The organism is Streptomyces sp. CRN 30, assembly GCF_034105845.1.
Genome location: NZ_JAVRHI010000105.1, coordinates 17,074 through 40,154 on the forward strand (window position 1 = coordinate 17,074; position 23,081 = coordinate 40,154).

The following is a 23,081-nucleotide window of genomic DNA, read 5'->3' on the forward strand; positions in this document are numbered from 1 at the left end:
TACCAAAATCCAGGCACCCGCACGAGCCACTCGCTCGTCCCCCACGCCGGGTCCTCTTTTCGCCGTGCGCCGGACAGAACAGGACACCCCGTGAGACGTCGTCGCCTCCTCGCCCTCGTCCCCGCGTCCGCCCTCCTGCTCGGCGGCTGCGGTCTCCTCCCGGACAACGGCACCGCCTCCGGAGAGCACACCGTCACGGTGTGGCTGATGAAGGGCAGCGCCACCCAGGAGTACCTGGACCGCTTCACCGCGGACTTCACCGACACCCACCCCGGCATCGACCTCGACGTGCGCGTCCAGGAGTGGACCGGCGTCGGCGAGAAGGTGCAGAACGCGCTGAAGGGCGAGGGCGGCGGCCCCGACGTCATCGAGGTCGGCAATACCCAGGTCCCGGCCTACGCCGAGGGCGGCGGCCTGCTCGACCTGACCCTGGAGTCGATGCGGGACTGGGGCAAGGACGACTGGCTCCCCGGCCTCGCCGAGCCCGGCCAGTGGCAGTCCCAGCAGTACGGCATCCCCTGGTACGCGGCCAACCGCGTCGTCATCTACCGCAAGGACCTCTTCCAGCGGGCCGGGATCAGCGAACCGCCCCGCACCCGGGACGAGTGGCTGGAGATCACCGAACGGCTCGGCGCCGACGGGGACCAGGGCATCTACCTCGCCGGACAGGACTGGTACACCCTCGCCGGATTCATCTGGGAGGAGGGCGGCGACCTGGCCCGGCAGCGCGGCGGCGGCTCCTGGGAGGGCACGCTGGACAGCGCGGCCGCCCTGCGCGGCATGGACTTCTACCGCCGGCTCCAGGCGCTCGGCGACGGGCCGGCCGCCGCCGACGAGGAACACCCGCCGCAGGCCGGGGTGTTCGCCGAGGGCGGTGTGGCGCAGATCGTGGCCGTGCCGGGGCTCGCCGCGACCATCGTCCAGGAGAACCCCCACCTCAAGGGGAAGCTCGGCTTCTTCCCCGTCCCCGGGAAGAAGGCCGGCACGCCCGGCGCCGTCTTCACCGGCGGCTCCGACCTGGTCGTCGCGAAGAACACCGACGACCGGGACGCCGCCGTCGCCGTGGTCGAGGCGCTGACCGGCGCGGAGTGGAACACCGAACTGGCCCGCGCCATGAACTGCGTCCCGAACAAGGAGTCCCTAGCGAAGGCCGTCACCGGGGAGGAGGGCGTCGCCGCCATGGCCGCCGGGGCCGCGCGGGGGCGGGCCACCCCGACCACGGCCCGGTGGGGCGCGGTCGAGGCGGACAACCCGATCAAGGACTACATGACGGCGGTGCTCACCGGGGCCGACCCCGCGACGGAGGCCCGCCGTGCCTCGTCCCGCATCACGGCCCTACTGGACCCGGACACACGCTGAAACCCGAACACCGGCCCTCGGCCCTCGGCCACGCGCCGAGCCCCGGGCACCACGCCCCCGGGCCCGGGGCCCGGACGCGCACCGGTCTCCGGACGCGCGCCGGTTTCCGGACGCGCGCCGGTTTCCGGATGCGCGCCGGTTTCCGAGCGCATGCCGGGCCCCGGCGGGGCGATGGACCTTGGGCGCGCGCCGGACTTCGGACGTGTGCCAGCCTCCGGACGCGTGCCGGACCCGGGGTGCGTGCCGGGCCCCGGACGTACCCCGGGCCCCGGCGGTGCCCCGCTCACGGATGGCGGGCCAGGGACAGTGCGAAGCGGTGTGCCTCGTCCGTCCACCAGCGGACCGGTTCCAGGCCCGCCGCCACCAGTTCGGCGCGTACGCGCTCCTCGCGGAACTTCGCCGACACCTCGGTGCGCAGCTCCTCGCCCGCCGCGAAGTCCACGGCCAGGTCCAGCTCCTTGATCTTCACGGTCTGCGCCGTCCGCGCGCGCAGCCGCATCTCGATCCACTCCCGCTCGGCGTTCCACCGCGCGACGTGCTCGAACGCCTCCAGGTCGAAGTCGGCCGCCAGCTCCCGGTTGATGACGGACAGGACGTTGCGGTTGAACGCGGCCGTCACGCCCGCCGCGTCGTCGTACGCCCGGACCAGCACCCGCTCGTCCTTGACCAGGTCGGTGCCGAGCAGCAGCGTGTCGCCCGGGGCGAGCGCCACCCGCACGGACGTGAGGAACGCCGAGCGCTCCTCGGGCAGCAGGTTGCCGACGGTGCCGCCGAGGAACGCCACCAGCCGCGGACCCGGTGTCTCCGGCAGCTCCAGGTCGGCGGTGAAGTCGGCGATCAGCGCGTGCACGTCCAGACCGGGACGCTCGGCGGTGATCGCCCGCCCCGCCTGCCGCAGCGCGCTCTCACTGACGTCGACGGGCACGTAGGCCGACAGCCCGCTCAGCGCGTCGAGCAGGTACCGGGTCTTCTCCGAGGAACCGGAACCCAGCTCCACCAGGGAGCGCGCGCCGGACACCGCCGCGATCTCCCCGGCCCGGACGGCGAGGATCTCGCGCTCGGCGCGCGTCGGGTAGTACTCGGGCAGCGCGGTGATGCGCTCGAACAGGTCGCTGCCGCGCGCGTCGTAGAACCACTTCGGCGGCAGGGCGCGGGGCGTGCCCGTCAGGCCGGCCAGGACGTCGGCGCGGAGCGCGGCGTCCGTGGCGTCCTCGGGCATGATGCGGGTGACACGGAACGGACTCACGGGCGGGACTCCTCGGCGGGTGCGGGGGTGAAGGCGTCGTCCGGCGCCTCGGGCGAGGGCTCCTTCAGCGGCGTCAGCAGCACGTCCGTGCGGCTCGCCGCCAGTACGGTGCGGTCGGGCACCTCCTGCCAGTGCGGATCGTCGTCGTACGGTTCCGAGGCCACGACGGTGCCGCCGCCGGGCCGGGCCAGGTACCACAGGGAGTCGCCCCAGGCGGTGGCGGCGACCGTGTCACCGGCCGCGAGGAGCAGGTTGAGCCGGGCGGCGGGGGCCAGCGCCGCGATCTCCAGCACCGTCCCGGCCAGCGCCTCCGCCTCCGGGACACCCGCCCGCAGCCGCCGCAGGACCAGCGCCCACACGAACGCCGAGTCGTTGCGGGCCTCCAGGGAGAGCAGGTCCCGCGGCGCCAGCGAGGAGACCAGCGGGGCGAGCGAACCCGGCCAGCCGGGCACCGCCCCGTTGTGGCTGAACAGCCAGGTGTCCGCGGCGAACGGCGCCGCCGCGGCCTCCGCGTCCGCCCCCGACAGGGTGGCGTCCCGCACCGCGCCGAGCACCGCCGTGGAGCGCACCACCCGTGCCAGGTCGGCGAAGGACCGGTCCGCCCAGATCGGCCCGGCCCGCCGGTACCGGGCGGGCACCGGGTCGCCCTCGGCGTACCAGCCGACGCCGAAACCGTCGGCGTTGACCGTCCCGTACCGCTGCCGCCTGGGCGCCCACGACTGGCGGTACAGACCGTGCGCCGGCGCCACGAGCAGCTCGCCGAGGGTCAGCGCCGGTCCCGTGTAGGCGAGATGACGGCACATCAGCCGCGCTCCGAGCGGGCCGTGCGGAACCCGGAGAAGATCTGCCGCCGCACCGGAAGGTCCCAGTTGCGGAACGTCCCCCGGCAGGCCACCGCGTCCACCGCGAACGAACCGCCGCGCAGCACCTTGTGCCCCGGTCCGAAGAACACCTCCGAGTACTCCTTGTACGGGAACGCCCGGAACCCCGGGTACGGCGCGAGGTCGCTCGCCGTCCACTCCCACACGTCGCCGATCAACTGCCGTACCCCGAGCGGCGACTCGCCGGCCGGGTAGCTGCCCGCGGGCGCCGGCCGCAGGTGCCGCTGCCCGAGGTTGGCGTGTTCCGGACCCGGATCGGCATCGCCCCACGGGTAGCGCGTGGAGCCGCCGGTGGCCGGGTCGTACCGCGCGGCCTTCTCCCACTCGGCCTCGGTGGGCAGCCGCCGCCCCGCCCAGCGGGCGTAGGCGTCGGCCTCGTACCAGCACACGTGGACCACCGGCTCCTCGGGCGGCACCGCCTCGGTCACGCCGAACCGGCGGCGCAGCCACTGACCGCCGTCGCGGCGCCAGAACAGCGGGGCCGTGATCCGGGCCCGGCGGACGTGGTCCCAGCCGTCGGCGGTCCACCAGCGCGGGTCGTCGTAGCCGCCGTCCTCGACGAACGCCAGGTACGCGCCGTTGGTCACCGGGGTGGTGTCGATGAAGAACGGCGCCACCTCCCGCCGGTGCGCGGGCCGCTCGTTGTCCAGCGCCCACGGCTCGCCGGACGTGCCCATCGTGAACGGGCCGCCCGGAACCAGGACTTCGGACGGCCCGGTGAACAGCGGCACCGGCTCCGGGTCGGGCGCGGTGAGCGCCCGCGGCCCCCGGCGCAGCTGGTGCGTGATCAGCATCGTCTCGTCGTGCTGCTGCTCGTGCTGCGCGATCATCCCGAAGGCGAAGCCCGCCTCCGTCAGCCTCGTCCCGTGGAACGCGGCCTTCTCCAGCACGTCCAGGGCCCGGCCGCGCACGTCGGCCGCGTACCGCCGGGCCTCCTCCGGCGACAGCAGCGGCAGCTTCACACGCTCCGCACGGGGATGCTCGAAGGCGTCGTACAGGGTGTCTATCTCGGGGCGTATCGCCTCCTGCCCGCCGACCGCCCGCAGCAGCCACAGCTCCTCCTGGCTGCCGATGTGGGCGAGGTCCCACACCAGCGGGGACATCAGCGGCGAGTGCTGCGCGGTCAGGTCGGGCTCCTCCACGCAGCTCGTCAGCAGCGTGGTGCGGTCGCGGGCGGCGAGCAGGTGGGTCAGGGCCCGCTCGCGCAGGGACTCGGCGTCGTAAGCGGGGTCGGTCATGGGCGGACGTCCTTCCCGTGGTCGTGACGGCTCCCGCCGTCCAGCTCGTCCAAGAGGTCGTCGGCGGGGCAGCGGCCCCGCGCGACATGGCGGTCCAGGTACCCGGCGACGGCGTCCGTCACCTCGGTGCCCGCGCCCAGCCGGGGCAGCGCGCCGAGCGCCGCCGTGAAGCACGCCGTGGCCGCGTCGCGCAGTTCCCGGTCGGTCAGGCCGAGCCGCGCCGCGTCCCGCCACAGCGGGTTGTGCGGAGCGGGCAGACCGCCGGTGCGCTCGGCGAGCGGCTTCACCGCCCGGTAGGCGGTCTCGGCGGCCTCCGGATCGTCGAACAGCGCCGCCGTCACGGCGAGCGGGACGATCCAGCCGTCGTCCCCTGGCTGCGCGTCGATCATGCGCAGCTCCAGGTGGCCGCGCGGCCGGACCGGCGGGAACAGCGTGGTGAGGTGGTAGTCGAGGTCCTCCCTGGTGGGCGGCGGCGAGGACCGCGTCCACTCCCGGAAGGTCAGCCCCTCGGGGACCTCCCACGGGCCCTCGGCCCGCCGTACGCACATCACCGGCGCGTCCAGCACGTGCCGCGCCCAGGTGCCGGCCGGGTCGGCGTCCAGCACGGGCGCGCCCGCCCGGCCCGGACCGATCTGCTCCCAGCGCAGCTGCCGGGTGGACCGCCAGCCGGTGGGCCGCCGCCCGGCGAGCGGCGAGTTGGCGAACGCGGCCACGAGCACAGGACCGAGCCGGTGGGCGAGCCACCAGCGCCGTACGTGGCCGAGCGGGCCGGGTTCCTCAAGGCCCGCGTCGAGGCACACCTGCACCGAAGCGGTGGCGCGCATCATGGAACGCCCGCCGGGACCGGTGCGGTCCAGACAGGCCTCCATGGCGTCGTAGCGGGGCTGCCGCAGGAAGCGGCGGGGGAGGTGCCACGGTTCGTGGCCGAGGCCGACCAGGGTGAGGTCCCGCGCGTCGAGGACCGCGCGTACGGCGTCTAGGTCGGCGGAGACGGTGCGGACGACCTCCGTGAGGGAGGCGCCGGGCGGCGAGCTGAGTTCCAGCTGGCCGCCGGGTTCCACGGTGAGTGCCGACTTCAGTGGCACGGACCGCAGTGCGGCGTAGGCCGCGTCGAGTCGTTCGGAGGTGACCGGGAGCCGCGGGTCGCGCAGCTCGTGGACGAGCCATTCCACTTCCACCCCGAGGCGCCGGGGCGGGCCGGTCTTGAAGGCGATGCCGCGTACCAGGGCCGCGACCTCCGCCTCGCTCATGGCGGTGTGCGGCCTGCTACAGCCGCCGACCGAATCTGACATGTCGGGACCTTCCTGAGATTCCACCATGCCGCCGGGTCCGGCCTGGCCGGCCGGGTCGGCACACTCGTCCCACCCAAGACCCTCACGCGCCGCGGGACAAGGGGACATACCGGGACGTTCCGCTGCCGGAAACCGCGTTGCGGCGCGACACCAGCATCGACCACGATGGACCTATGAGCACGACGGGGGAGGCCGCACGGCGCGCGGCCACGGCACCCACGGGGGTGGCGCCGTGAGCGCGCGCCTGCGGGGCATCGCACAGATGACGGAACAGATCGTCGCCGCGGGGGCGTACCGCGCGTCCGACGGTCGCGCGGTACGGATCGCGGAGGCCGTCGACGCGGCCCGCGCGGGCACCCGGACGCACGGTCCGGGGCCCGTCGGCCCGGTCGGCCTCCCCTCCCTGCGGACCTCGTTCGAGGTGACCGGCGAGAGCAGCCTGGAGGCGGCCCGCCGTCTGGGCGGCGACGTCGCGGTGCTGAACTTCGCCTCGGCCCGCAACCCCGGCGGCGGCTACCTGGGCGGTGCCCAGGCCCAGGAGGAGGCGCTCTGCCGGGCCTCCGCCCTCTACACCTGCCTGCTGCGGGCCCGGGACTTCTACGACCACCACCGCGCCCACCGCGACCCGTTCTACTCCGACCGCGTCGTCCACTCGCCCGGCGTGCCCGTCTTCCGGGACGACCGGGGCCGCCTGCTGGACGAGCCGTTCACCGCGGCCTTCCTCACCGCCGCCGCGCCCAACGCCGGGGTGGTGCTGCGCACGGCGCCCGAGCGGGCCGCGGAGCTGCCGTCCGCGCTGGCCGTCCGCGCCGAGCGCGTCCTGGAGACGGCCGCGGCCCACGGGCACCGCACCCTGGTCCTCGGGGCGTGGGGCTGCGGCGTCTTCCGCAACGACCCCGCCCGGGTGGCGGGGGCGTTCCGGACGCTGCTCGGGCCGGGCGGACGGTTCGCGTCCGCGTTCGCGCACGTGGCGTTCGCGGTCCTGGACCGGACCCCGGGGGCCGGGGTCCGCACTGCCTTCGAGCGGACGTTCGACGAGCTTCAGCTCCAGCCGTAGCGCTCCCGCAGCCGGTGCCGCACGAGGTTGAACCGCATCCGGTCCAGCGCGCACGCCTCCCGGCGCATCCCGTCCTCGTGCAGCCGCAGCACCCGGTCGACGTCCACCCACGAGTCCCGCCCCGAACGGTCCCACGGGCCGCTGCCGATCGGCACCCAGTCCCGGTCGGCGTCGTGCCGTTTGCTGGAGAGCTGCACGGCGAGCACGGTCCCGGCCGCCTCGCGGGCGACCACGAGGACGGGCCGGTCCTTGCCCCGGCCGTCGTTCTCCTCGTAGGGCACCCACGTCCAGACGATCTCGCCCGGGTCGGGGTCGCCGTCGTGCGCGGGGGAGTACTCGGTGCGTACCCGGCCCACCGACCGGGCGTCGGCCTCGGTGGTGGCGGTGGGGCCCCGGCGGCCGGGGACGTTCTCATCGGTGAAGGTCGTCACGGGGCGTACCGTACGGGACGCCCCCCGGTCATGATCAACTCCTTCATCGGTGCTCCGATGGCAGCGATCGGTCTTCCTATTGGTACGCCGATGGCCACCGGCCTACCGTCGGACGGACCGCCGAGTGGCAGCGCGCCGCGCGGGCGGCCAGCATGCAGCCAGGAGCACGAAGGAGAGATACCCATGGCCACCGGAGAGAGCACCCAGCACGCCATCGACTGGCCCGAGAAGTACCTGCCGGGAACCGGCGACAACTTCGTCTCGAACGAGGTGATCGTCCAGGGCCTCACCGCCGACCGGGTGTGGCGGCTCCTCGTCGACACCTCCGCCTGGGAGTCGTACTACGACAACGTCTCCGACATCTCCTTCCCGGACGGCGGCGGCCCCCGGTTGGCCGAGGGCACCCGCTTCGGCTTCGGCACCTTCGGCTTCCCGCCGCTCGACGCGCACGTCATCGCCTGCGAGGAGCCCGGCGACGGCACCCCGGGCCGCCTGTCGTGGACCGCGCTCCAGGAGGGCGGCCCGGACGAGCGCCTCGACGTGCTGCACGCCTGGCTGGTGGAGGACCTGCCCGGCGGCCGGGTCCGCGTCCTGACCCAGGAGTCGCAGTTCGGCAAGCCCGCCGCCGACCTCGCCGGGCAGACCCCCAACCCCATGCTCAACGGCCACCAGTCCTGGCTGGACGGGCTGGTCCGCGCCGCCCGCGGCCGGGTGGCAGGCTGACTCCCCTCGCCGAACACGGCCGACCGACGAGGAGGATCACCTCATGACCGCACAGCTCACCGTCAGCGTCCTGGGCACCGGCATCATGGGCGCCGCGATGGCGCGCAACCTCGCCCGCGCCGGACACACCGTCCGGGCCTGGAACCGCACCCGCGCCAAGGCCGAACCCCTCACCGCCGACGGCGTCCGCGTCGCCGGCACCCCCGAGGAGGCGGTCCAGGACGCCGACGCCGTACTGACCATGCTCTACGACGGCCCCGCCGCCCTGGACGTCATGCGCGAGGCCGCGCCCGCCCTGCGGCCCGGTACCGCCTGGATCCAGTCCACCACCGCCGGCCTCACCGCCCTCGACGACCTGGCCGGCTTCGCCCGCGACCACGGCCTGGTCTTCTTCGACGCCCCGGTGCTCGGCACCCGGCAGCCCGCCGAGGCCGGACAGCTGCTCGTCCTCGCGGCCGGACCGGCCGACGCCCGCGCCGCGGTGACGCCGGTCTTCGACGCGGTCGGCTCCCGCACCGTGTGGACCGGCGAGGACGGCGCCGCCGGCAGCGCGACCCGGCTGAAGCTCGTCGCCAACAGCTGGGTCATCGCCGCCACCAACGCCACCGGCGAGGTACTCGCCCTCGCCGGAGCGCTGGGCGTCGACCCCGACCACTTCTTCGACGCCATCGCCGGCGGCGGACTCGACATGGGGTACCTGCGGGCCAAGGCCGCCCTGATCCGCGAAGGCAGGCTCACCCCCGCGCAGTTCGCCGTCAGTACGGCCGCCAAGGACGCCCGGCTGATCGTCGAGGCCGGGGAACGGGGCGGCGTACGCCTCGACGTGGCCGCCGCCGGGGCGGAGCGGCTGGCCCGCGCCGCCGCACAGGGACACGGCGACGAGGACATGGCCGCGGCGTACTTCGCCAGCTTCCCCGAGGCCGGCGGCGACGTCCGGGAGGAGCGGCCCGCCAGGGCCGGCCGGGACGAGAAGCCCGCCCGGGACGAGTAGCCTCGAAGCACCATAAACGATCAAGGAGTTCGCATGTCCAAGCCGCCGCTGCCCGCCGACGCCGTCGAGATGCTGCGCCGCCCCAACCCGTGTGTGATGGCGACCCTCCGCTCGGACGGCGCCCCCGTCTCCACCGCCACCTGGTACCTCTGGGAGGACGACGGCCGGGTCCTGATCAGCCTCGACGAGGGCCGTGTCCGTCTGAAGCACCTGCGCCGCGACCCCCGGGTCACCCTCACCGTCCTGGCCGAGGACGACTGGTACACCCATGTCACGCTCCTCGGCCGTGTGGTCGAGACCCGCGACGACGAGGGCCTGAAGGACATCGACCGGCTCTCCACCCACTACACCGGCGACGCCTACCCCGACCGGGTGCGCTCCCGGGTCAGCGCCCTCATCGAGGTCGAGCGCTGGCACGGCTGGGGCGCCCACAAGGACAGCGACCAGGCGTCCAGCTAGCTCCTCGGCCCTCGTCCTCAGCCCTCGCGGCCGGTCGCGGCCACCGTGACGCCGAGGCCGATCATCGTCAGGCCGCCCGCCCCGCCGACCGCGGACAGCCGGCGGGGCGAGCCGGCGAACCAGCTCCGCGCGGTGGCCGCCAGCAGCCCCCAGACGCTGTCGCAGGCCACCGCGATCACGTTGAAGACCAGCCCGAGCAGCAGCAGCTGTCCGGCGGCGGCCCCCGCTCCGCGGTCGACGAACTGCGGCAGCACGGCCGTGAAGAAGACGATCGTCTTGGGGTTGGTCACCCCGACCGTGAACCCCTCCCAGAAGGTGCGCCGGTCCTCGCGAGCCGCCGCCGGGACGGCGAGCGCCGCCCGCAGCGAACCCCGGTCCCGCCAGGCCCGCACCCCGAGGTGCACCAGGTACGCGGCGCCCGCGAGCTTCAGCACGGTGAACGCCACGACCGAGCGCTCCACGACCGGCCCGACGCCCAGGGCGACGGCGCCGACCAGGACACAGGCGCCGGACGTGTTCCCGAGGACCGTGGTCAGCGCGGCCCGGCGGCCCAGCGCCAGCGCCCTGCCGATCACGAAGAGCACACTGGGACCGGGCACCACGACGATCAGCGCCGACAGGGCCGCGAAGGCGAGCAGACGGTCGGTGGACACCATGCGGCCATGCAAGCACGCGGGGCCGGACGGCTCCAACGCCTTTACGCGGTACGGCTTTCCCGTACACTCCTTGTCCGCGGCATCGCGTGCCGGTCACCGGCAGGGTGAGGCATGGAGGCGCCGTGGGAATGCCCTGGAGGCATTGACCGTGTCAGTCGAACTGAACCACACCATCGTCCACTCCCGGGACCGGGAGGAGTCCGCCCGTTTCCTCGCCGCGCTCCTCGGACTCGAGGTCGGCGCACCGGCCGGACCCTTCCTCCCCGTGGAACTCGAAGGCGGCGTCACCCTGGACTTCGCCACCGTCGACACCGACATCACCGTGCAGCACTACGCGTTCCTCGTCTCCGAGGACGTGTTCGACGCGGCCCTCACCCGGCTCGTCGACGACGGGATCGCGATCCAGGCCGACCCGCACGGCCGGCACCCGGGCCGGATCAACCGCAACGACGGAGGGCGCGGCGTGTACTTCCGCGACCCCGCGGGCCACGCCCTGGAACTCCTCACCCGCCCGTACGGCAGTGACCCGGCCTCGCCGCTGAACGGGGTCACCGAAGAGGTCCCGGGCGCCACGCACCCCGCCTGAACCGCGACCGGCCGGCTCCGGTCAGGTCTGGTCAGGTCAGTCCAGGAACGTCACCGCCAGGCGCTCCCGCAGCTCCTCGTGCGTGATGCCGAACGTCTCCCGTATCCGCACCCCGTCGGGGCCGGTGTCGAAGACACCGTGGTCGGTGTAGACGCGGGAGACGCAGCCCGTGCCGGTCAGCGGACAGGTGCACTCCGGGACCAGCTTGGCGGTGCCGTCGCGGGCGAACAGCGTCATCATCACGTAGACCCGCTTGGCGCCGATCGCCAGGTCCATCGCGCCGCCGACGGCCGGGATCGCGTCGGCGGCGCCGGTGTGCCAGTTGGCCAGGTCGCCCGCCCCGGATACCTGGAACGCGCCCAGCACGCACACGTCCAGGTGGCCGCCGCGCATCATCGCGAACGAGTCGGCGTGGTGGAAGTACGCCGCCCCCGGCAGCTCCGTCACCGGGACCTTGCCCGCGTTGGTGAGGTCCGGGTCGACGCCGTCGCCGGTGGCGGCCGGGCCCATGCCGAGCATGCCGTTCTCGGTGTGCAGGACGATCCCCGCACCGGCGTCGAGGTGGTCGGCGATCCGGGTCGGCTGTCCGATGCCGAGGTTGACGTAGGAACCCGCCGGGATGTCCCGGGCGATGCGCGCGGCGAGCGCGTCGGTGCCCAGCCGGGCGGGCTCGGTCGGTGCGCTGCTCATCAGCGGGCCCCCCGCACGGTCAGCCGGCGGGCCTCGGCCCGCACGACACGGTCGACGTAGATGCCGGGCGTGACCACGGCCTCCGGGTCCAGGCCACCGGTCGGCACGACCTCGGTGACCTGGGCGATCACGGTCGTCGCGGCGGTGGCCATGACCGGACCGAAGTTCCGCGCCGTCTTGCGGTAGACAAGGTTGCCCATGCCGTCGGAGCGGTCGGCCGAGATCAGCGCCACGTCACCCTTGATCGGGTACTCCAGGACGTACGTCCGCCCGTCGATGACCCGGGTCTCCTTGCCCTCGGCGAGCGGCGTGCCGACGCCCGTCGGGCAGTAGAACGCGCCGATGCCCGCGCCGGCCGCCCGCATCCGCTCGGCGAGACTGCCCTGCGGGACCACCTCCAGCTCCACCTTTCCCGCGCGGTACAGCCCGTCGAAGACGTGACTGTCGCTCTGCCGCGGGAAGGAGCAGACCACCTTGCGGACCCGGCCCGCCCTCAGCAGCGCGGCCAGGCCCACGTCGCCGTTGCCGGCGTTGTTCGACACGACGGTCAGGTCGCCCGCGCCCTGCCGGATCAGCGCGTCGATCAGCTCGAACGGCATGCCGGCCAGGCCGAACCCGCCGACCAGGACGGTCGAGCCGTCCGCGATGCCGGCCACCGCCTCGTCGGCGCTGTCGGCGAAGGTCGTCGTCATGCTCGGGTCCACATCCCTCGGTCCACCTCGTTCGTGACGTTCTCCAGGACGACCGCCAGCGCCTGGCCGACGCCGATGCAGATCGCCGCCACGCCCCAGCGCTCCCGGCGTTCGCGCAGCACCTTGGCGAGGGTGCCGAGCAGCCGGCCGCCCGAGGCGCCCAGCGGATGCCCGATCGCCAGCGCGCCGCCGCGCGTGTTCACGATCTCCGGGTCGATCCCCCAGGCGTCCACACAGGCCAGCGACTGCACCGCGAACGCCTCGTTCAGCTCGACCGCGCCCACGTCGCCCCAGCCGATCCCGGCCCGGCCCAGGGCCCGTTCGGCCGCCTCGACGGGCGCGTATCCGAACATCGGCGGCTCCACGGCGTGCGCGCCGCGCCCCGCGATCCGGGCGAGCGGTTCCAGGCCGATGCGGTCGGCCGCCGCCCCGGTCCCGAGCAGCAGCGCGGCGGCACCGTCGCTCAGTGGTGAGGCGTTGCCCGCGGTGATCGTGCCGTCGGGCCGGAACGACGGCTTCAGCGCCGCCAGCCTGTCCATGCTGGTGCCGGGACGGATGCCCTCGTCCCGGTCGAGTCCGGCCACCGGCACCACCAGGCCGTCGTAGAAGCCGGTGTCCCAGGCCGCGGCGGCCAGCTTGTGGGAGCGGACCGCGAACTCGTCCTGCCGGTCCCGGGAGATGTCGAACCGCTCCCGCAGCAGCTCGTTGCTCTCGCCGAGCGACACCGTCCACTCGGCGGGCATCGCCTCATTGACCAGCCGCCAGCCGAGGGTCGTCGACACGGCGGTGACGTTCCCCGCCGGGAACGGCCGGTCGGACTTGGGCAGCACCCACGGCGCGCGGGTCATCGACTCCACGCCGCCCGCGACGACCACGTCCGCGTCGCCGGACTCCAGCGTGCGCGAGGCGGTCATCGCCGCGTCCAGACCCGAACCGCAGAGCCGGTTCACGGTGGTCGCGGGCACGCTCACCGGCAGTCCGGCCAGCAACACGGCCATCCGGCCGACGTTGCGGTTGTCCTCCCCGGCGCCGTTGGCGTTGCCCCACACCACGTCGCCGACGGCGGCCGGGTCGAGACCGGGGGCCTCGGCCAGCACACCGGTCAGGGCGGTGGCGGCCAGGTCGTCCGGGCGGACACCGGCCAGCGCGCCGTTGAACCGCCCGAACGGCGTACGGACCGCCGCGTACAGATACGCCTCGCTCACCGGGCGCTCCCGGCGGCGGAGGGCGCGTCGGCGACGGAGGGCGCGTCGGCGGTGGCCGGCGTGTCGGCGGCGGACGGCTCGTCGAGCCGGGCGGACGCCAGCGGGACGGGAGCGAACATCGCGGGTTCCTCGTCCGGGAACAGCGCGGTCGGCCCGTACACCCAGTCCGTGAACGCGTAGCCGTACGGGTCCACCTCGCGCAGGACCGCGTTGCGCCGCAGCCGCTCCCCGCCCTCCAGGTGCCACAGCTCGCCCCAGGCGCGGGCCGTGGTCTGCACCCGGCGGCAGTGCTCCACCCGGACCGCCTCGTACGCGGCCAGCGCGGCGTCCCAGTCCAGGCCGCCCTCGGCGCGGAGCCGGGCGACGTGCCGGGCCAGCACCCAGCCGTCCTCGATCGCCATGATCGCGCCCTGCGCCATGTACTGGAGCGGCGGGTGCGCGGCGTCGCCGAGCAGCGCGATCCGCCCGTGCACCCAGTTCTCCACCGGGTCCCGGTCGAGCATCTGCCACCAGCGGTCCCGCCACATCAGCGGGACGCCCTTGCGCACGGTGTCGCAGGTCGCCTCGAACGCCGCATCCAGTTCGTCCGGTGTGCCCCAGTCATCCCGCCCCGCCGACGCCTTCGGCGACCGGAAGACGGCGACCTGGTTGAACATGTCGCCGCCGCGCAGCGCGTACTGGACGAAGTGGCAGCGCGGGCCGACGTACACGGTGACGTCCTTCTCCGCGACGCCGTGTCCCCGCACCGCGTCGATCGGGACGGCCGCCCGGTAGGCGACGTACTCCGAGCTGACCACGTCGTCGCCGATCAGGTCCCGGCGGGCCACCGAGTGCAGCCCGTCCGCGGCGATCACCAGCGGCGCCTCTTCGGTGCGGCCGTCCGCCAGCCGCACCCGGGCCCCGCCGTCGGTCTGCTCGTACCCGGTGACCGCCTGGTCGTTGACCAGCTCCACCCCGGCCGCGCGGCAGGCGCGCAGGAAGATGCCGTGCAGATCACTGCGGTGGATCACCATGTACGGGAAGCCGTACTGCCGTTCCAGGTCCGCGAGGTCGAGACGGGTCAGCTCGCGCGCGTCGAGCGCGTCGCGCATCACCATGTTCTCGGGGAGCACACCGAGGCTCTTGGCCTCGTCCAGCAGACCGTACTCGTGCAGGATGCGGGTGCAGTTGGGCGCGATCTGGATGCCGGCGCCGACCTCCCCGAACTCCTTGGCCCGCTCCAGGACGCGTACCCGCAGGCCCTCCCGGGCCAGGGCGAACGCGGTGCTGAGACCACCGATACCGCCGCCGACGACGATGACGTCGGGGGTGTCCGAGGTGGAGGGCTGTGCAGGTTTCATCGTCTCTTCCTTGAGTCTCTTCCTTGAGCGCGGAGCCGGACGGAGGGGGAGGTCAGAGCCAGGGGCCGAGTTCCGGCACCGGCGCGCCGTAGCGGGTCGTGGGCCAGGCGGGCCGGCCGGTCAGATACGCCGTCAGTTCGTGCAGCGGGCCGGTCACCTCCACCGGGTCGCCGGTGCCGGGCAGCTCCCAGCGGACCTCGGCGTCCGTCGGGACCAGCACCGCGGCCGGGCCGGGGGCGGCGGCCCGCCTGGCCGCGACGTCGTCGCAGAGCGCGGCCAGGAACCGGTCCGGCAGGTCGGCGAAGGACACGCCCCGGCCCAGGTCGACGGCGTGCACGCAGACCTCGCGCGAGCGCATCCAGGGCAGCTCCGTGGCGGGCACGGTCCGGCCCTGCGCGGTGACGACCTCGGCCGCCCACGCTCCGGCGTCCAGCGCGGCCGTCGCCGCCTCCAGCTTCGCGGCCGACTCGCGCAGCCACGCCGTCAGCTCGGCGGCGGACAGCACCGCGCCCCTGGCGATCCCCTCCGCGCGCTCCTCGGGGGAGGCGTACATCGGGGTCTTCTCGCCGGTCGCGGCCCAGTGCACCAGGTTGCCGAGCGCGTCGGCGTTGGCCGCGACGTGCGCGACGACGTGCCCCCGGGTCCAGCCGGGCAGGAGGCTCGGCGCGTCCAGCACCGCGGCGTCGGCGTCGGCCGCCCCGATCAGCAGGGCGGTACCGAGCCGCGCCCAGTCGCGCGCTTCCTCGAACGTACGGGAGGGCGTGGCGGTCATCAGGCGGACTTCTCCTCGACGACCTTGTTCTCCAGGCGGCCGATGCCCTCGATCTCGGTGACGACCGTCTCGCCGCCCAGCAGGTACCGCTCCGGCTTCCGGGCGTGGCCCACACCGCCGGGCGTGCCGGTGGCGATGATGTCGCCCGGGTTGAGGCGGACGACGGTGGAGACGTACTCGACCAGGTCGACCGGGTCGAACAGCAGGTCACCGGTGGAGTCCGACTGCATGACCTCGCCGTCGACGCTCAGCGTGACGTCGAGGGCGGGTCGGACCCCGCCGGGCAGCTCGTCCGGGGTGACCAGGAACGGGCCGAGGGGGGTGGAGGAGTCCCACATCTTGCCCTGGAGCCACTCCCGGGTGCGGAACTGCCAGTCCCGGCAGGTGATGTCGTTCAGCACGGTGAACCCGGCGATGGCCCGCTCGGCCTCCTCGCCCCGGGCCCGGCGCACCGGGGCGCCGACGACGACGGCCAGCTCGACCTCCCAGTCGAACTTCTCGGTCTCCACCGGGCGCTGGATGTCGTCACCCGCGCCGATCAGGGAGTCCGCGAACTTCGCGAACAGGGTGGGGTGTTCGGGCAGGTCCCGGCCCATCTCCTGGATGTGGTTGCGGTAGTTGAGGCCGACGCACACCACCTTGGACGGCCGCGGCACGACCGGCGCGAAGTCCGCGCCCGCCAGCGGGTACGCCGTCCCCGTCGCCGCGGCGGCCCGCCCGGCCCAGCCCTCCTCGGCCAGCAGGGCACCGAGGTCGGGGGCGCCGAGGTCGACCAGGACGTCGCCGTCGAGCCTCACGGCACGGGTCGCGCCGTCGACACGGAGGGTGGCGAGCTTCATCGGGTGGTTCCTTCCACATGGGTACGGTCGAGACGGAGCGCCTCGAAGATCGGGGAGTCGCTGAACCGGAACAGGTCCAGCGCGCCGGAGTCGGAGTCGGTCGCGCCCGCCTCGGAGCGCACCGAGAACGGCTCCCAGGACGGCACCGTGAACAGGTCGCCGCGCGTCACGGACCAGGACCGCTCGCCGACGGTGACCGTGCCGGAGCCGTCGAAGACCTGGTAGACGGAGGAACCGGTCTCCTTGACCGGCGCGGTCTCGGTGCCGCGCGCCACCCGGTGCATCTCGGCGCGGATCGTCGGCAGCACGTCGGCGCCGGTCGCCGGGTCGCTGAACCGGACGGCGGCGTGACCGTGCTCGACGGTCCCCGCGAAGCCCTCGGCCTCCAGCGCCAGCTGGTCGGCGAGTGCCCGGTCGGTGTGGGCCCAGCGGTAGGCGAGGAGCGGCGAGCCCGGACCGGTGGAGCCGGGGGCGGCGGAGACCGGGCGCAGCCCCGGGTGGCCCCACAGCCGCTCCGCCCGCGACCGCTCCGGCGTGATCCGCTCGGCGTCGCTGATCTCGTCCCGGCCGAACTCGAAGAACTGCGCCTCCGAGGTGTACTGGAACGGGATGTCCAGACCGTCGATCCAGGCCATCGGCTCGGCCGTGGCGTTGTGGTGGGCGTGCATGTTCCAGCCGGCCTGCGGCAGGAAGTCGCCGCGGCGCATCGCCACCGGGTCCCGGCCGACGACCGTCCACACGCCCTCGCCCTCGACGACGAAGCGGAACGCGTGCTGGGTGTGCCGGTGCTCGGGCGCGTCCTCGCCGGGCATCAGGTACTGGATCGCCGCCCACAGCGTCGGCGTCGCGAACGGCCGGCCGCCGAGCGAGGGGTTGGCCAGCGCGATCGCGCGGCGTTCGCCGCCCCGGCCGACCGGCACGATGTGCCCCGCCCGGTCGGCCAGTTCGCGCAGCCGCTCCCAGCGCCACACGTGCGGCACGGCACGGGAGCGCGGGTGGGCGGGCATCAGGTCGCCGATCTCGGTCCACAGCGGGACGAGCAGTTCCTTCTCGAAGCCCCGGTACAGCTCTTCGAGCGCCGGGGTGACCTCGGGCTGGTCCGCCGCCGATACGGCCTTCAGCCGGACGGGGGAGCCCGCGACAGTGTCTTGAGCGATGGAGGAAGTCACGCGCTCAGCGTGCTCCCGCGTCCGCAGGGCGGACATGTAAATTCTGGAGTGCAGAATCACGTCACAGTCGGCGTCACAGTCGGCGTCACAGTCGGAGAGACACCCGTAGAGAGACCCCCGTGGACAAACCGCTGAAGAACCCGCCGCCCTACGCCATCGCCAGCGTCGACCACGCCCTGCGTGCCGCGACCCTGCTCCAGCTGGAGGGCGGGCAGACCGTCTCGCAGATCGCCGAGCGCCTCGGCGTGGCCCGCTCCACCGCCCACCGGCTGCTGGCGATGCTGGTCTACCGGGACTTCGCCGTCCAGGACGACCACCGCGTCTACCACGCGGGACCCGTCCTGGAACTGGCGGCGTACTCCCGCTCGCAGGTCTCCCGGCTGCGGGCCGCCGCGCTGCCCCATCTGCACCGGGTCGTCGACCTGATCGACGAGACGGCCAACCTCACGGTGCGCACCCGCGACACCGCCCGGTTCATCGCCAGCGTCGAGTCGACCCGGGCGCTGCGGGTCGGCTCCCGCGAGGGCATGGTCTTCCCCGCCCACCGCACCACGGCCGGGCTGCTCCTCCTCGCCGACCTCGACCCGGCGGAACTGGACGACGTCTACGCCCCCGAGCGCCACGCCGACCGGCCCGACGACCGGCCCGACCCCGCCGTGCTCCGCCGCGAGCTGTCCCGGGTCCGCCGCAGCGGCTTCGCCGTCAACCGGGAACGCTCCGAGCGGGGCCTGGTGGCCGTGGGCGTGCCGGTCCACGGCCGGGACGGCGCGGCGGTGGCGGGACTGTCGGTGTCGATGCCGAGCGTGCGGTACGAGCCGCGCCGGCTGCGGGAACTGGTGAGCACGCTGGAGGCGGCGGCACGCGGGGTGGAGGGGGACCTGACGGCCGGGGGTGACGGGTGACGGGCGCGGGGCGCGGGGCGTGGGGAGCGGGGCGCGGGACGCGGGACGCCGACGTCGTTTCGTCCGGCGGTGGGAGGGAAGCAATGGCGGCGTCCCTGGCCGCACCGGGAGGAGCCGACATGACCGAGCACCCAGCCGCCACCGCCCCCGGCGCGTTCGACGCGGCGCGATCCGGCGAGATCGTCGCCGCCTCCCTGGCCGGCACCGCCGACCCGCGGCTGAGAGAGCTGCTCACCTCCCTGGTCCGGCACACCCACGCCTTCGTCAAGGAGGTCGGACTGACCCCCGAGGAGTGGGCGGCGGGCGTGGACTTCCTGACCCGGACCGGCCAGAAGTGCGACGCCGTCCGGCAGGAGTTCGTCCTGCTCTCCGACGTCCTCGGGGTGTCCATGCTGGTCGACACGCTCGCCCACCCGGCGGACGGCGCGTACACCGAGTCGACCGTCGAAGGCCCCTTCCACCTGGTGGCGTCACCGCCGCGCGCGCTCGGCGACACCATCGACGAGGCGGCCCGCGGCGGTGACCCGTGCCTGGTCACCGGCCGGGTCACCGACGGCGACGGCAGACCGGTGGCCGGCGCCCGGATCGACGTGTGGCAGGCCGACGCCGACGGCTTCTACGACGTGCAGCGCCCCGGCGAGGTCCCCGAGCGCAACCTGCGCGGCCTGTTCACCGCCGACGGCGACGGCCGGTTCCGGTTCCGCAGCGTCGTACCGCGCTACTACCCCGTCCCCACGGACGGCCCCGTGGGCGGACTGCTCGCGGCCACCGGACGCCACCCCTACCGGGCGGCGCACCTCCACGTCGAGGTGAGCGCCCCCGGCGTCGTCACGCTCACCACCCACCTCTTCGTGGCCGGCTCGCCCCACCTGGACTCCGACGCCGTGTTCGGGGTGAAGGAGAGCCTGGTGAGGGAGTTCGCCGAGGTGGACGACGCGGAGCGGGCCGCCGAGCACGGCCTGCCCAACCCCTTCCGGCACGTCGACTTCCCCGTCACCGTCCGCCGGGAGGGCTGAGATGACCGCCGACGACGGCGTGAGCGTCCACGAGACGTACCCGTCCCGCGTACTGACCGGTCCGGGCGCCCGGCACCGCGTCCCCGAGGAGGCCGAACGGCTCGGCGCCCGGCGGGTCCTGCTGATCTCCACCAATTCGGCGAAGACCGCGGCGGACGACCTCGCCGCCCGGCTCGCCGGCCGGCTGGCGGGACGCTTCGGCCGCCCGGCCGCGCACACGCCGGTGGCCGTGACCGACGAGGCGATGCGGACCGTGCGCGACACCCGCGCCGACGCCGTGGTGGCGCTCGGCGGCGGCTCGGCCGTCGGGCTCGCCAAGGCGCTGGCCGCGCGCACCGGCCTGCCGCAGCTCGCCGTCCCCACCACCTACGCCGGGTCCGAGGTGACCCCCGTCCTCGGCGAGACCGAGAACGGCGTGAAGACCACCCGCCGCGACCGCTCCCTCGTCCCGGGCACGGTGGTGTACGACCCCGAGCTGACCCTGACGATGCCGCCGGGCCTGACCCGTACCAGCGCCCTGAACGCGCTGGCCCACGCGGTCGAGGCGCTGTGGGCGCCGGACGCGACCGCCGTGAGCGACGCCCTCGCCACCGAGGCGGCCGCCGGAATCCTCGACGCGCTGCCCGCCGTGCTCGCCCGCCCGGCCGGCCTCGCCGGCCGGACGCGCCTCCAGGAGGCGGCCTGGCTGGCCGGGCTCTGCCTCGCCGGGACCAGCATGGGCCTCCACCACCGGCTGGCCCACGCCCTGGGCGGGACCTTCGGGCTGCCGCACGCCGAACTGCACGCGCTGCTGCTGCCGCACGTCATGGCGTTCACCCTGCCGTCCGCGCCGAAGGCGGACGCGCGGCTGCGGCGCGTCACCGGCGGCGCCGACCCCGCCGCCGTGACCGCCCGGATCGCCCGCGCGCACGACGGCCCGACCACCCTCGCCGCGCTGGGCGTCCCCCGCGAGAGACTGCGGGACGTCGCCGAGCGCGTCGCCGCCCGGCCCCACCCCGCGCCGCGCCCGGTGGAGGCCGACGCGGTCGCGCGGTTGCTGGAAGGGGCGTGGCTGGGCTCCTGAGCGCCCCCTGACCGCCGGTTTACCGCCGGCGATGCGGGCTACGCGGCCCAGGAACCCCGTACCCGCAGCGCCCTGGAGGCGCCATGACCAACCGCACCGTCCGCGACGTGATGTCGCCCTCGACGGCCACCGTCGAGCCCATGACCACCGTGACCCGGGCGGCCGCGCTGATGCGCGAACTGGACGCCACGGACGTCCTCGTCGCCTACGAACGTGACCTCTTCGGCGTGCTCACCGCCCGGGACATCGTCCTGCGCGCCGTCGCCGGCGGCCACGACCCCGACCGCACGCGGGTCGGCTCCGTGTGCCCGCCGCCTGCCGTCGTGGCGCTGGCCCCGCACGACACCACCGACCGGGCGGCCGAACTCATGCGGCGCTACTCCGTCCGCCGCCTTCCGGTCGTCGAGCCGGACGGCGCGCCGGTCGGTGTCGTCGGTGCCGCCGATCTCCTCGGGGAGGCGGCGGCATGAGCGCCCACCACGCCCACGGCTCGACCCGGGCGGCACGTCCGCCCGTGCGGGACCGCGCCGGTACCGAGCCGCGCACCGCGCGGAGCCCGCTGCGGCTGCGCCGCGTGCTGGCGGCGGTGTTCCTGCCGCTCTTCGCGCTGGGCGCGGCGGGGTTCGCGGTCGGGGCGGCCCGCTGGACACCCGGTGACCGTCCCGACCGTGACGTCCTGATCGCCCTGGCCGCGGCGTGCGCGGCGCTCGCCGTCATCGCGGCGGCGGATCTGGCGGTGGTGCACCGCCGTCTGACGGCCTCCCGCAGGTGACGCGGCGCGCACCCGTCGTGGTTGCTCGCGCAGTTCCCCGCGCCCCTTCAAGGGGCGCGGGGAACTGCGCGAACGGCCACCGCGGCGCCGCGGACGAACCACCTCGCTCACCCACCCCCGGACGGCTCCGACCGGTACGGCACACCCCGCGGACCGTCGCCGTGGCGGACGGGGCGTCCCCCGCGTCGGTGAACGCCGCCTGCCTGTGCTCGTTGTGGAACGACATCAGCGGCATCACGAGCGCCGCCGTCGCGTTGCCGCCGAGGAACCCGTACCGCTCCACCAGCACCACGTCGGCACCGGCCTCCGCGGCGGCGGCAGGGTGACGGTACGGGGTTCGCCGGGCTCTCGCAGGACGGGCATCACGCTCTCCTCGGCAAGCGGAAGCGATCGGGGGCCGCGGAGGTGGTCGGGGACCGGGGTCCGGGCCGGTCAGACCCGCAGCGGGTGGTGGGACGCGGATGCGGCGGGGGGCTGCCCGGCCCGTTCCGCGCCCCGCGCGCCGTCCACCGCGTCGAGCAGCGAACCGCACCGCACGCAGGTCTCCCGGGCCGCCGCCGACAGCTCCCGCATCCGCGACCGCAGGTCCTCCTCGCGCCGCGGGTACTCGTCCCAGAGCCGGTCGACCTCCGCCAGCAGCAGCCCGGCCTGCTCCCGCGCCACCCCCACCAGGGCGGGCGCGCCGAGCCGCCGCGCGAAGTCGAAGACCTTCCCCGAGTACGGCAGCGGCAGCACCGGTACGCCGGTCAGCGCCGCGAAGATGACGAAGTGCAGCCGCATGCCGACCGCGAGGTCCAGGTGGCGCATGAGCCCGAGGACCTGCCCGGGGCTGTAGGCGCCGTGCAGGATGCGGCCCTTGTCCGGCGCGGTCATGTGCGACAGCACGGCGTGCGCGTGCCGTACGTCGTGCCGCTCCATCGGCAGGAACAGCACGTGCGCGTCCAGGCGCCGCACCAGGAAGTCCGCGACCGTGGCGAGCAGCGCGTGGTAGTCGCTCTCGTCGAGCTTCTCGGCCGCCCGGCCCGGTTCGCGCACGGACATCCCCACCAGCCGGGCGCCGGTGGGCACGCCCTCGTCGCGCATCATCGACTCGGTGAACGGCTCGGGCTCCAGCAGCAGCGCCGGGTCCGCGGTGACGGTGACCTCGCGTTCCAGGCCGACCTCCTCAAGGACCAGCCGGGACTCCTCGTCGCGCACCACGACGTCGTCCATGTCGGCCAGCACGGTGCGTACCGCCTCCCGGTCGTCGGCCTCCCGCAGCGGGCCGGCGCCGATGGCGTAGGCGAAGGTGGGCACGGACCGGTCCTGCGCGGCGCGGACCAGCCGCAGGTAGCGGCGGGCCTCGCCGTCGAAGAGGATGCCGCCGCCGCCCAGGACCAGCAGGTCCAGGTGGGTCAGTACGTCCAGGACGCGGCGGCGGCTGACGCCCTCCCAGTCGACCACCTCGTCGGCGCCGGGGTGGTGGGCGCGGGTGTGCTCGGCGTTCCGGCTGAGGACGACGAGGTGCGCGTCCGGCCGGTGGGCGCGCAGACAGCCGAGGACGCAGGTGAGGATCGCCTCGTCGCCGGTGTTGAAACCGCCGTAGGAGCCGAGCACGCCGATGCGGGGGCCGGGCCGGGCGGGCTGCGGACGCGAAGGGCTTGAGGTCATCCGGGGGCTCCCGTCGCTTCGGGGCGGCCGGACCGCCGGCCGTGTCCGTGCT

Annotated in this window: 26 protein-coding genes; 11 read left to right on the forward strand and 15 right to left on the reverse strand. The window is 74.7% G+C overall.

The annotated features are described in order from the left end of the window. The first annotated feature begins 90 nt into the window (after positions 1-90). Positions 91-1,359 (forward strand): extracellular solute-binding protein, encoded by a 1,269-nt coding sequence (locus UW392_RS10005; RefSeq protein WP_320774557.1) that lies wholly within the window; start codon positions 91-93, stop codon positions 1,357-1,359. A gap of 283 nt (positions 1,360-1,642) precedes the next feature. On the opposite strand, the gene egtD is transcribed toward UW392_RS10005, so the two are convergent. Genes egtD through egtA form a run of 4 tightly spaced genes read right to left on the reverse strand, consistent with a single transcriptional unit; the run spans position 1,643 to position 6,016 of the window. Beyond that, positions 1,643-2,605 (reverse strand): L-histidine N(alpha)-methyltransferase, encoded by a 963-nt coding sequence (egtD, locus tag UW392_RS10010; protein ID WP_320774558.1) that lies wholly within the window; start codon positions 2,603-2,605, stop codon positions 1,643-1,645. Further along, positions 2,602-3,408, reverse strand: coding sequence for an ergothioneine biosynthesis protein EgtC (gene egtC, locus UW392_RS10015; protein ID WP_320774559.1), 807 nt, complete (start codon positions 3,406-3,408; stop codon positions 2,602-2,604). Before egtC ends, egtD begins: the two co-directional genes overlap by 4 nt. Then, complete coding sequence (egtB, locus tag UW392_RS10020; RefSeq protein WP_320774560.1) at positions 3,408-4,724, reverse strand: ergothioneine biosynthesis protein EgtB; 1,317 nt, start codon at positions 4,722-4,724, stop codon at positions 3,408-3,410. The genes egtC and egtB overlap by 1 nt, the downstream gene beginning before the upstream one ends. Next, positions 4,721-6,016 (reverse strand): ergothioneine biosynthesis glutamate--cysteine ligase EgtA, encoded by a 1,296-nt coding sequence (gene egtA / locus UW392_RS10025; protein ID WP_320774561.1) that lies wholly within the window; start codon positions 6,014-6,016, stop codon positions 4,721-4,723. The genes egtB and egtA overlap by 4 nt, the downstream gene beginning before the upstream one ends. Positions 6,017-6,248: 232 nt before the next feature. On the opposite strand from egtA, the gene UW392_RS10030 reads away from it, so the two are divergent. Further along, positions 6,249-7,073, forward strand: a complete 825-nt coding sequence (locus UW392_RS10030; protein WP_320774562.1) for a TIGR02452 family protein — start codon at positions 6,249-6,251, stop codon at positions 7,071-7,073. On the opposite strand, the gene UW392_RS10035 is transcribed toward UW392_RS10030, so the two are convergent. Beyond that, on the reverse strand, positions 7,058-7,504 hold the full coding sequence (locus UW392_RS10035) for a type II toxin-antitoxin system PemK/MazF family toxin (protein WP_320774563.1): 447 nt from the start codon (positions 7,502-7,504) through the stop codon (positions 7,058-7,060). The two genes, UW392_RS10030 and UW392_RS10035, sit on opposite strands and share 16 nt — an antisense overlap. A 183-nt stretch (positions 7,505-7,687) precedes the next feature. On the opposite strand from UW392_RS10035, the gene UW392_RS10040 reads away from it, so the two are divergent. Genes UW392_RS10040 through UW392_RS10050 form a run of 3 tightly spaced genes read left to right on the forward strand, consistent with a single transcriptional unit; the run spans position 7,688 to position 9,677 of the window. Next, entirely contained in the window at positions 7,688-8,227 is a 540-nt protein-coding gene (locus UW392_RS10040; protein WP_320774564.1) for an SRPBCC domain-containing protein, read from the forward strand. Positions 8,228-8,270: 43 nt separating this feature from the next. Further along, on the forward strand, positions 8,271-9,218 hold the full coding sequence (locus UW392_RS10045) for an NAD(P)-dependent oxidoreductase (protein ID WP_320774565.1): 948 nt from the start codon (positions 8,271-8,273) through the stop codon (positions 9,216-9,218). Between the two features lie 33 nt (positions 9,219-9,251). After that, positions 9,252-9,677, forward strand: coding sequence for a PPOX class F420-dependent oxidoreductase (locus tag UW392_RS10050; RefSeq protein WP_320774566.1), 426 nt, complete (start codon positions 9,252-9,254; stop codon positions 9,675-9,677). 17 nt (positions 9,678-9,694) lie between these two features. Here the strand turns inward: UW392_RS10050 and UW392_RS10055 are convergent, their stop codons facing one another. Next, positions 9,695-10,333 (reverse strand): LysE family translocator, encoded by a 639-nt coding sequence (locus UW392_RS10055; RefSeq protein ID WP_320774567.1) that lies wholly within the window; start codon positions 10,331-10,333, stop codon positions 9,695-9,697. Between the two features lie 148 nt (positions 10,334-10,481). Here UW392_RS10055 and UW392_RS10060 point away from each other — a divergent pair, with 148 nt between their 5' ends. After that, positions 10,482-10,919 carry a VOC family protein gene (locus tag UW392_RS10060; protein WP_320774568.1) on the forward strand — a complete coding sequence of 146 codons (438 nt, stop codon included), beginning with the start codon at positions 10,482-10,484 and terminating at the stop codon, positions 10,917-10,919. 36 nt (positions 10,920-10,955) lie between these two features. On the opposite strand, the gene UW392_RS10065 is transcribed toward UW392_RS10060, so the two are convergent. From UW392_RS10065 to UW392_RS10095, 7 genes are read right to left on the reverse strand one after another with little or no spacing between them, the layout of a single operon-like run. After that, complete coding sequence (locus tag UW392_RS10065) at positions 10,956-11,609, reverse strand: 3-oxoacid CoA-transferase subunit B (RefSeq protein ID WP_320774569.1); 654 nt, start codon at positions 11,607-11,609, stop codon at positions 10,956-10,958. Further along, positions 11,609-12,301, reverse strand: coding sequence for a 3-oxoacid CoA-transferase subunit A (locus tag UW392_RS10070; protein WP_320774570.1), 693 nt, complete (start codon positions 12,299-12,301; stop codon positions 11,609-11,611). The genes UW392_RS10065 and UW392_RS10070 overlap by 1 nt, the downstream gene beginning before the upstream one ends. Beyond that, positions 12,298-13,506 carry a thiolase family protein gene (locus UW392_RS10075; protein WP_320774571.1) on the reverse strand — a complete coding sequence of 403 codons (1,209 nt, stop codon included), beginning with the start codon at positions 13,504-13,506 and terminating at the stop codon, positions 12,298-12,300. Before UW392_RS10075 ends, UW392_RS10070 begins: the two co-directional genes overlap by 4 nt. Next, positions 13,503-14,846: an FAD-dependent oxidoreductase gene (locus UW392_RS10080; RefSeq protein WP_320774572.1), complete on the reverse strand. Its 1,344-nt coding sequence runs from the start codon at positions 14,844-14,846 to the stop codon at positions 13,503-13,505. Before UW392_RS10080 ends, UW392_RS10075 begins: the two co-directional genes overlap by 4 nt. Before the next feature lie 52 nt (positions 14,847-14,898). Continuing rightward, positions 14,899-15,618 carry a maleylpyruvate isomerase family mycothiol-dependent enzyme gene (locus UW392_RS10085; protein WP_320774573.1) on the reverse strand — a complete coding sequence of 240 codons (720 nt, stop codon included), beginning with the start codon at positions 15,616-15,618 and terminating at the stop codon, positions 14,899-14,901. Then, a complete protein-coding gene (locus tag UW392_RS10090) occupies positions 15,618-16,457 on the reverse strand; it encodes a fumarylacetoacetate hydrolase family protein (RefSeq protein ID WP_320774574.1) in 840 nt (279 codons plus the stop codon). The genes UW392_RS10085 and UW392_RS10090 overlap by 1 nt, the downstream gene beginning before the upstream one ends. Further along, complete coding sequence (locus tag UW392_RS10095; protein WP_414495875.1) at positions 16,454-17,626, reverse strand: cupin domain-containing protein; 1,173 nt, start codon at positions 17,624-17,626, stop codon at positions 16,454-16,456. Before UW392_RS10095 ends, UW392_RS10090 begins: the two co-directional genes overlap by 4 nt. A gap of 119 nt (positions 17,627-17,745) precedes the next feature. Between UW392_RS10095 and UW392_RS10100 the strand changes: the two genes are divergently transcribed. The 5 genes from UW392_RS10100 to UW392_RS10120 all read left to right on the forward strand — a co-directional run bounded on the left by UW392_RS10100 (position 17,746) and on the right by UW392_RS10120 (position 21,379). Further along, positions 17,746-18,528: an IclR family transcriptional regulator gene (locus UW392_RS10100; RefSeq protein ID WP_320774575.1), complete on the forward strand. Its 783-nt coding sequence runs from the start codon at positions 17,746-17,748 to the stop codon at positions 18,526-18,528. Positions 18,529-18,647: 119 nt separating this feature from the next. Continuing rightward, positions 18,648-19,544 (forward strand): dioxygenase, encoded by an 897-nt coding sequence (locus UW392_RS10105; RefSeq protein ID WP_320774576.1) that lies wholly within the window; start codon positions 18,648-18,650, stop codon positions 19,542-19,544. Position 19,545: 1 nt separating this feature from the next. Next, on the forward strand, positions 19,546-20,607 hold the full coding sequence (locus UW392_RS10110; protein WP_320774577.1) for a maleylacetate reductase: 1,062 nt from the start codon (positions 19,546-19,548) through the stop codon (positions 20,605-20,607). Positions 20,608-20,690: 83 nt separating this feature from the next. Further along, on the forward strand, positions 20,691-21,077 hold the full coding sequence (locus UW392_RS10115) for a CBS domain-containing protein (RefSeq protein ID WP_320774578.1): 387 nt from the start codon (positions 20,691-20,693) through the stop codon (positions 21,075-21,077). Beyond that, a complete protein-coding gene (locus UW392_RS10120; RefSeq protein WP_320774579.1) occupies positions 21,074-21,379 on the forward strand; it encodes a DUF6343 family protein in 306 nt (101 codons plus the stop codon). Before UW392_RS10115 ends, UW392_RS10120 begins: the two co-directional genes overlap by 4 nt. Here UW392_RS10120 and UW392_RS10125 read toward each other — a convergent pair. After that, positions 21,321-21,911, reverse strand: a complete 591-nt coding sequence (locus UW392_RS10125; RefSeq protein ID WP_320774580.1) for an FAD-dependent oxidoreductase — start codon at positions 21,909-21,911, stop codon at positions 21,321-21,323. The genes UW392_RS10120 and UW392_RS10125 overlap by 59 nt on opposite strands. After that, positions 21,812-23,029, reverse strand: a complete 1,218-nt coding sequence (locus tag UW392_RS10130) for a polysaccharide pyruvyl transferase family protein (RefSeq protein ID WP_320774581.1) — start codon at positions 23,027-23,029, stop codon at positions 21,812-21,814. The genes UW392_RS10125 and UW392_RS10130 overlap by 100 nt, the downstream gene beginning before the upstream one ends. Positions 23,030-23,081: the final 52 nt, after the last annotated feature.

Bases quoted from the DNA above. Each gene is read 5' to 3' on its own strand.
- egtC (WP_320774559.1), bottom strand. From the start codon at position 3,408: ATGTGCCGTCATCTCGCCTACACGGGACCGGCGCTGACCCTCGGCGAG.
- egtB (WP_320774560.1), bottom strand. From the start codon at position 4,724: ATGACCGACCCCGCTTACGACGCCGAGTCCCTGCGCGAGCGGGCCCTG.
- egtA (WP_320774561.1), bottom strand. From the start codon at position 6,016: ATGTCAGATTCGGTCGGCGGCTGTAGCAGGCCGCACACCGCCATGAGC.
- UW392_RS10040 (WP_320774564.1), top strand. From the start codon at position 7,688: ATGGCCACCGGAGAGAGCACCCAGCACGCCATCGACTGGCCCGAGAAG.
- UW392_RS10045 (WP_320774565.1), top strand. From the start codon at position 8,271: ATGACCGCACAGCTCACCGTCAGCGTCCTGGGCACCGGCATCATGGGC.
- UW392_RS10050 (WP_320774566.1), top strand. From the start codon at position 9,252: ATGTCCAAGCCGCCGCTGCCCGCCGACGCCGTCGAGATGCTGCGCCGC.
- UW392_RS10055 (WP_320774567.1), bottom strand. From the start codon at position 10,333: ATGGTGTCCACCGACCGTCTGCTCGCCTTCGCGGCCCTGTCGGCGCTG.
- UW392_RS10065 (WP_320774569.1), bottom strand. From the start codon at position 11,609: ATGAGCAGCGCACCGACCGAGCCCGCCCGGCTGGGCACCGACGCGCTC.
- UW392_RS10070 (WP_320774570.1), bottom strand. From the start codon at position 12,301: ATGACGACGACCTTCGCCGACAGCGCCGACGAGGCGGTGGCCGGCATC.
- UW392_RS10080 (WP_320774572.1), bottom strand. From the start codon at position 14,846: ATGAAACCTGCACAGCCCTCCACCTCGGACACCCCCGACGTCATCGTC.
- UW392_RS10085 (WP_320774573.1), bottom strand. From the start codon at position 15,618: ATGACCGCCACGCCCTCCCGTACGTTCGAGGAAGCGCGCGACTGGGCG.
- UW392_RS10090 (WP_320774574.1), bottom strand. From the start codon at position 16,457: ATGAAGCTCGCCACCCTCCGTGTCGACGGCGCGACCCGTGCCGTGAGG.
- UW392_RS10105 (WP_320774576.1), top strand. From the start codon at position 18,648: ATGACCGAGCACCCAGCCGCCACCGCCCCCGGCGCGTTCGACGCGGCG.
- UW392_RS10110 (WP_320774577.1), top strand. From the start codon at position 19,546: ATGACCGCCGACGACGGCGTGAGCGTCCACGAGACGTACCCGTCCCGC.
- UW392_RS10115 (WP_320774578.1), top strand. From the start codon at position 20,691: ATGACCAACCGCACCGTCCGCGACGTGATGTCGCCCTCGACGGCCACC.
- UW392_RS10120 (WP_320774579.1), top strand. From the start codon at position 21,074: ATGAGCGCCCACCACGCCCACGGCTCGACCCGGGCGGCACGTCCGCCC.
- UW392_RS10130 (WP_320774581.1), bottom strand. From the start codon at position 23,029: ATGACCTCAAGCCCTTCGCGTCCGCAGCCCGCCCGGCCCGGCCCCCGC.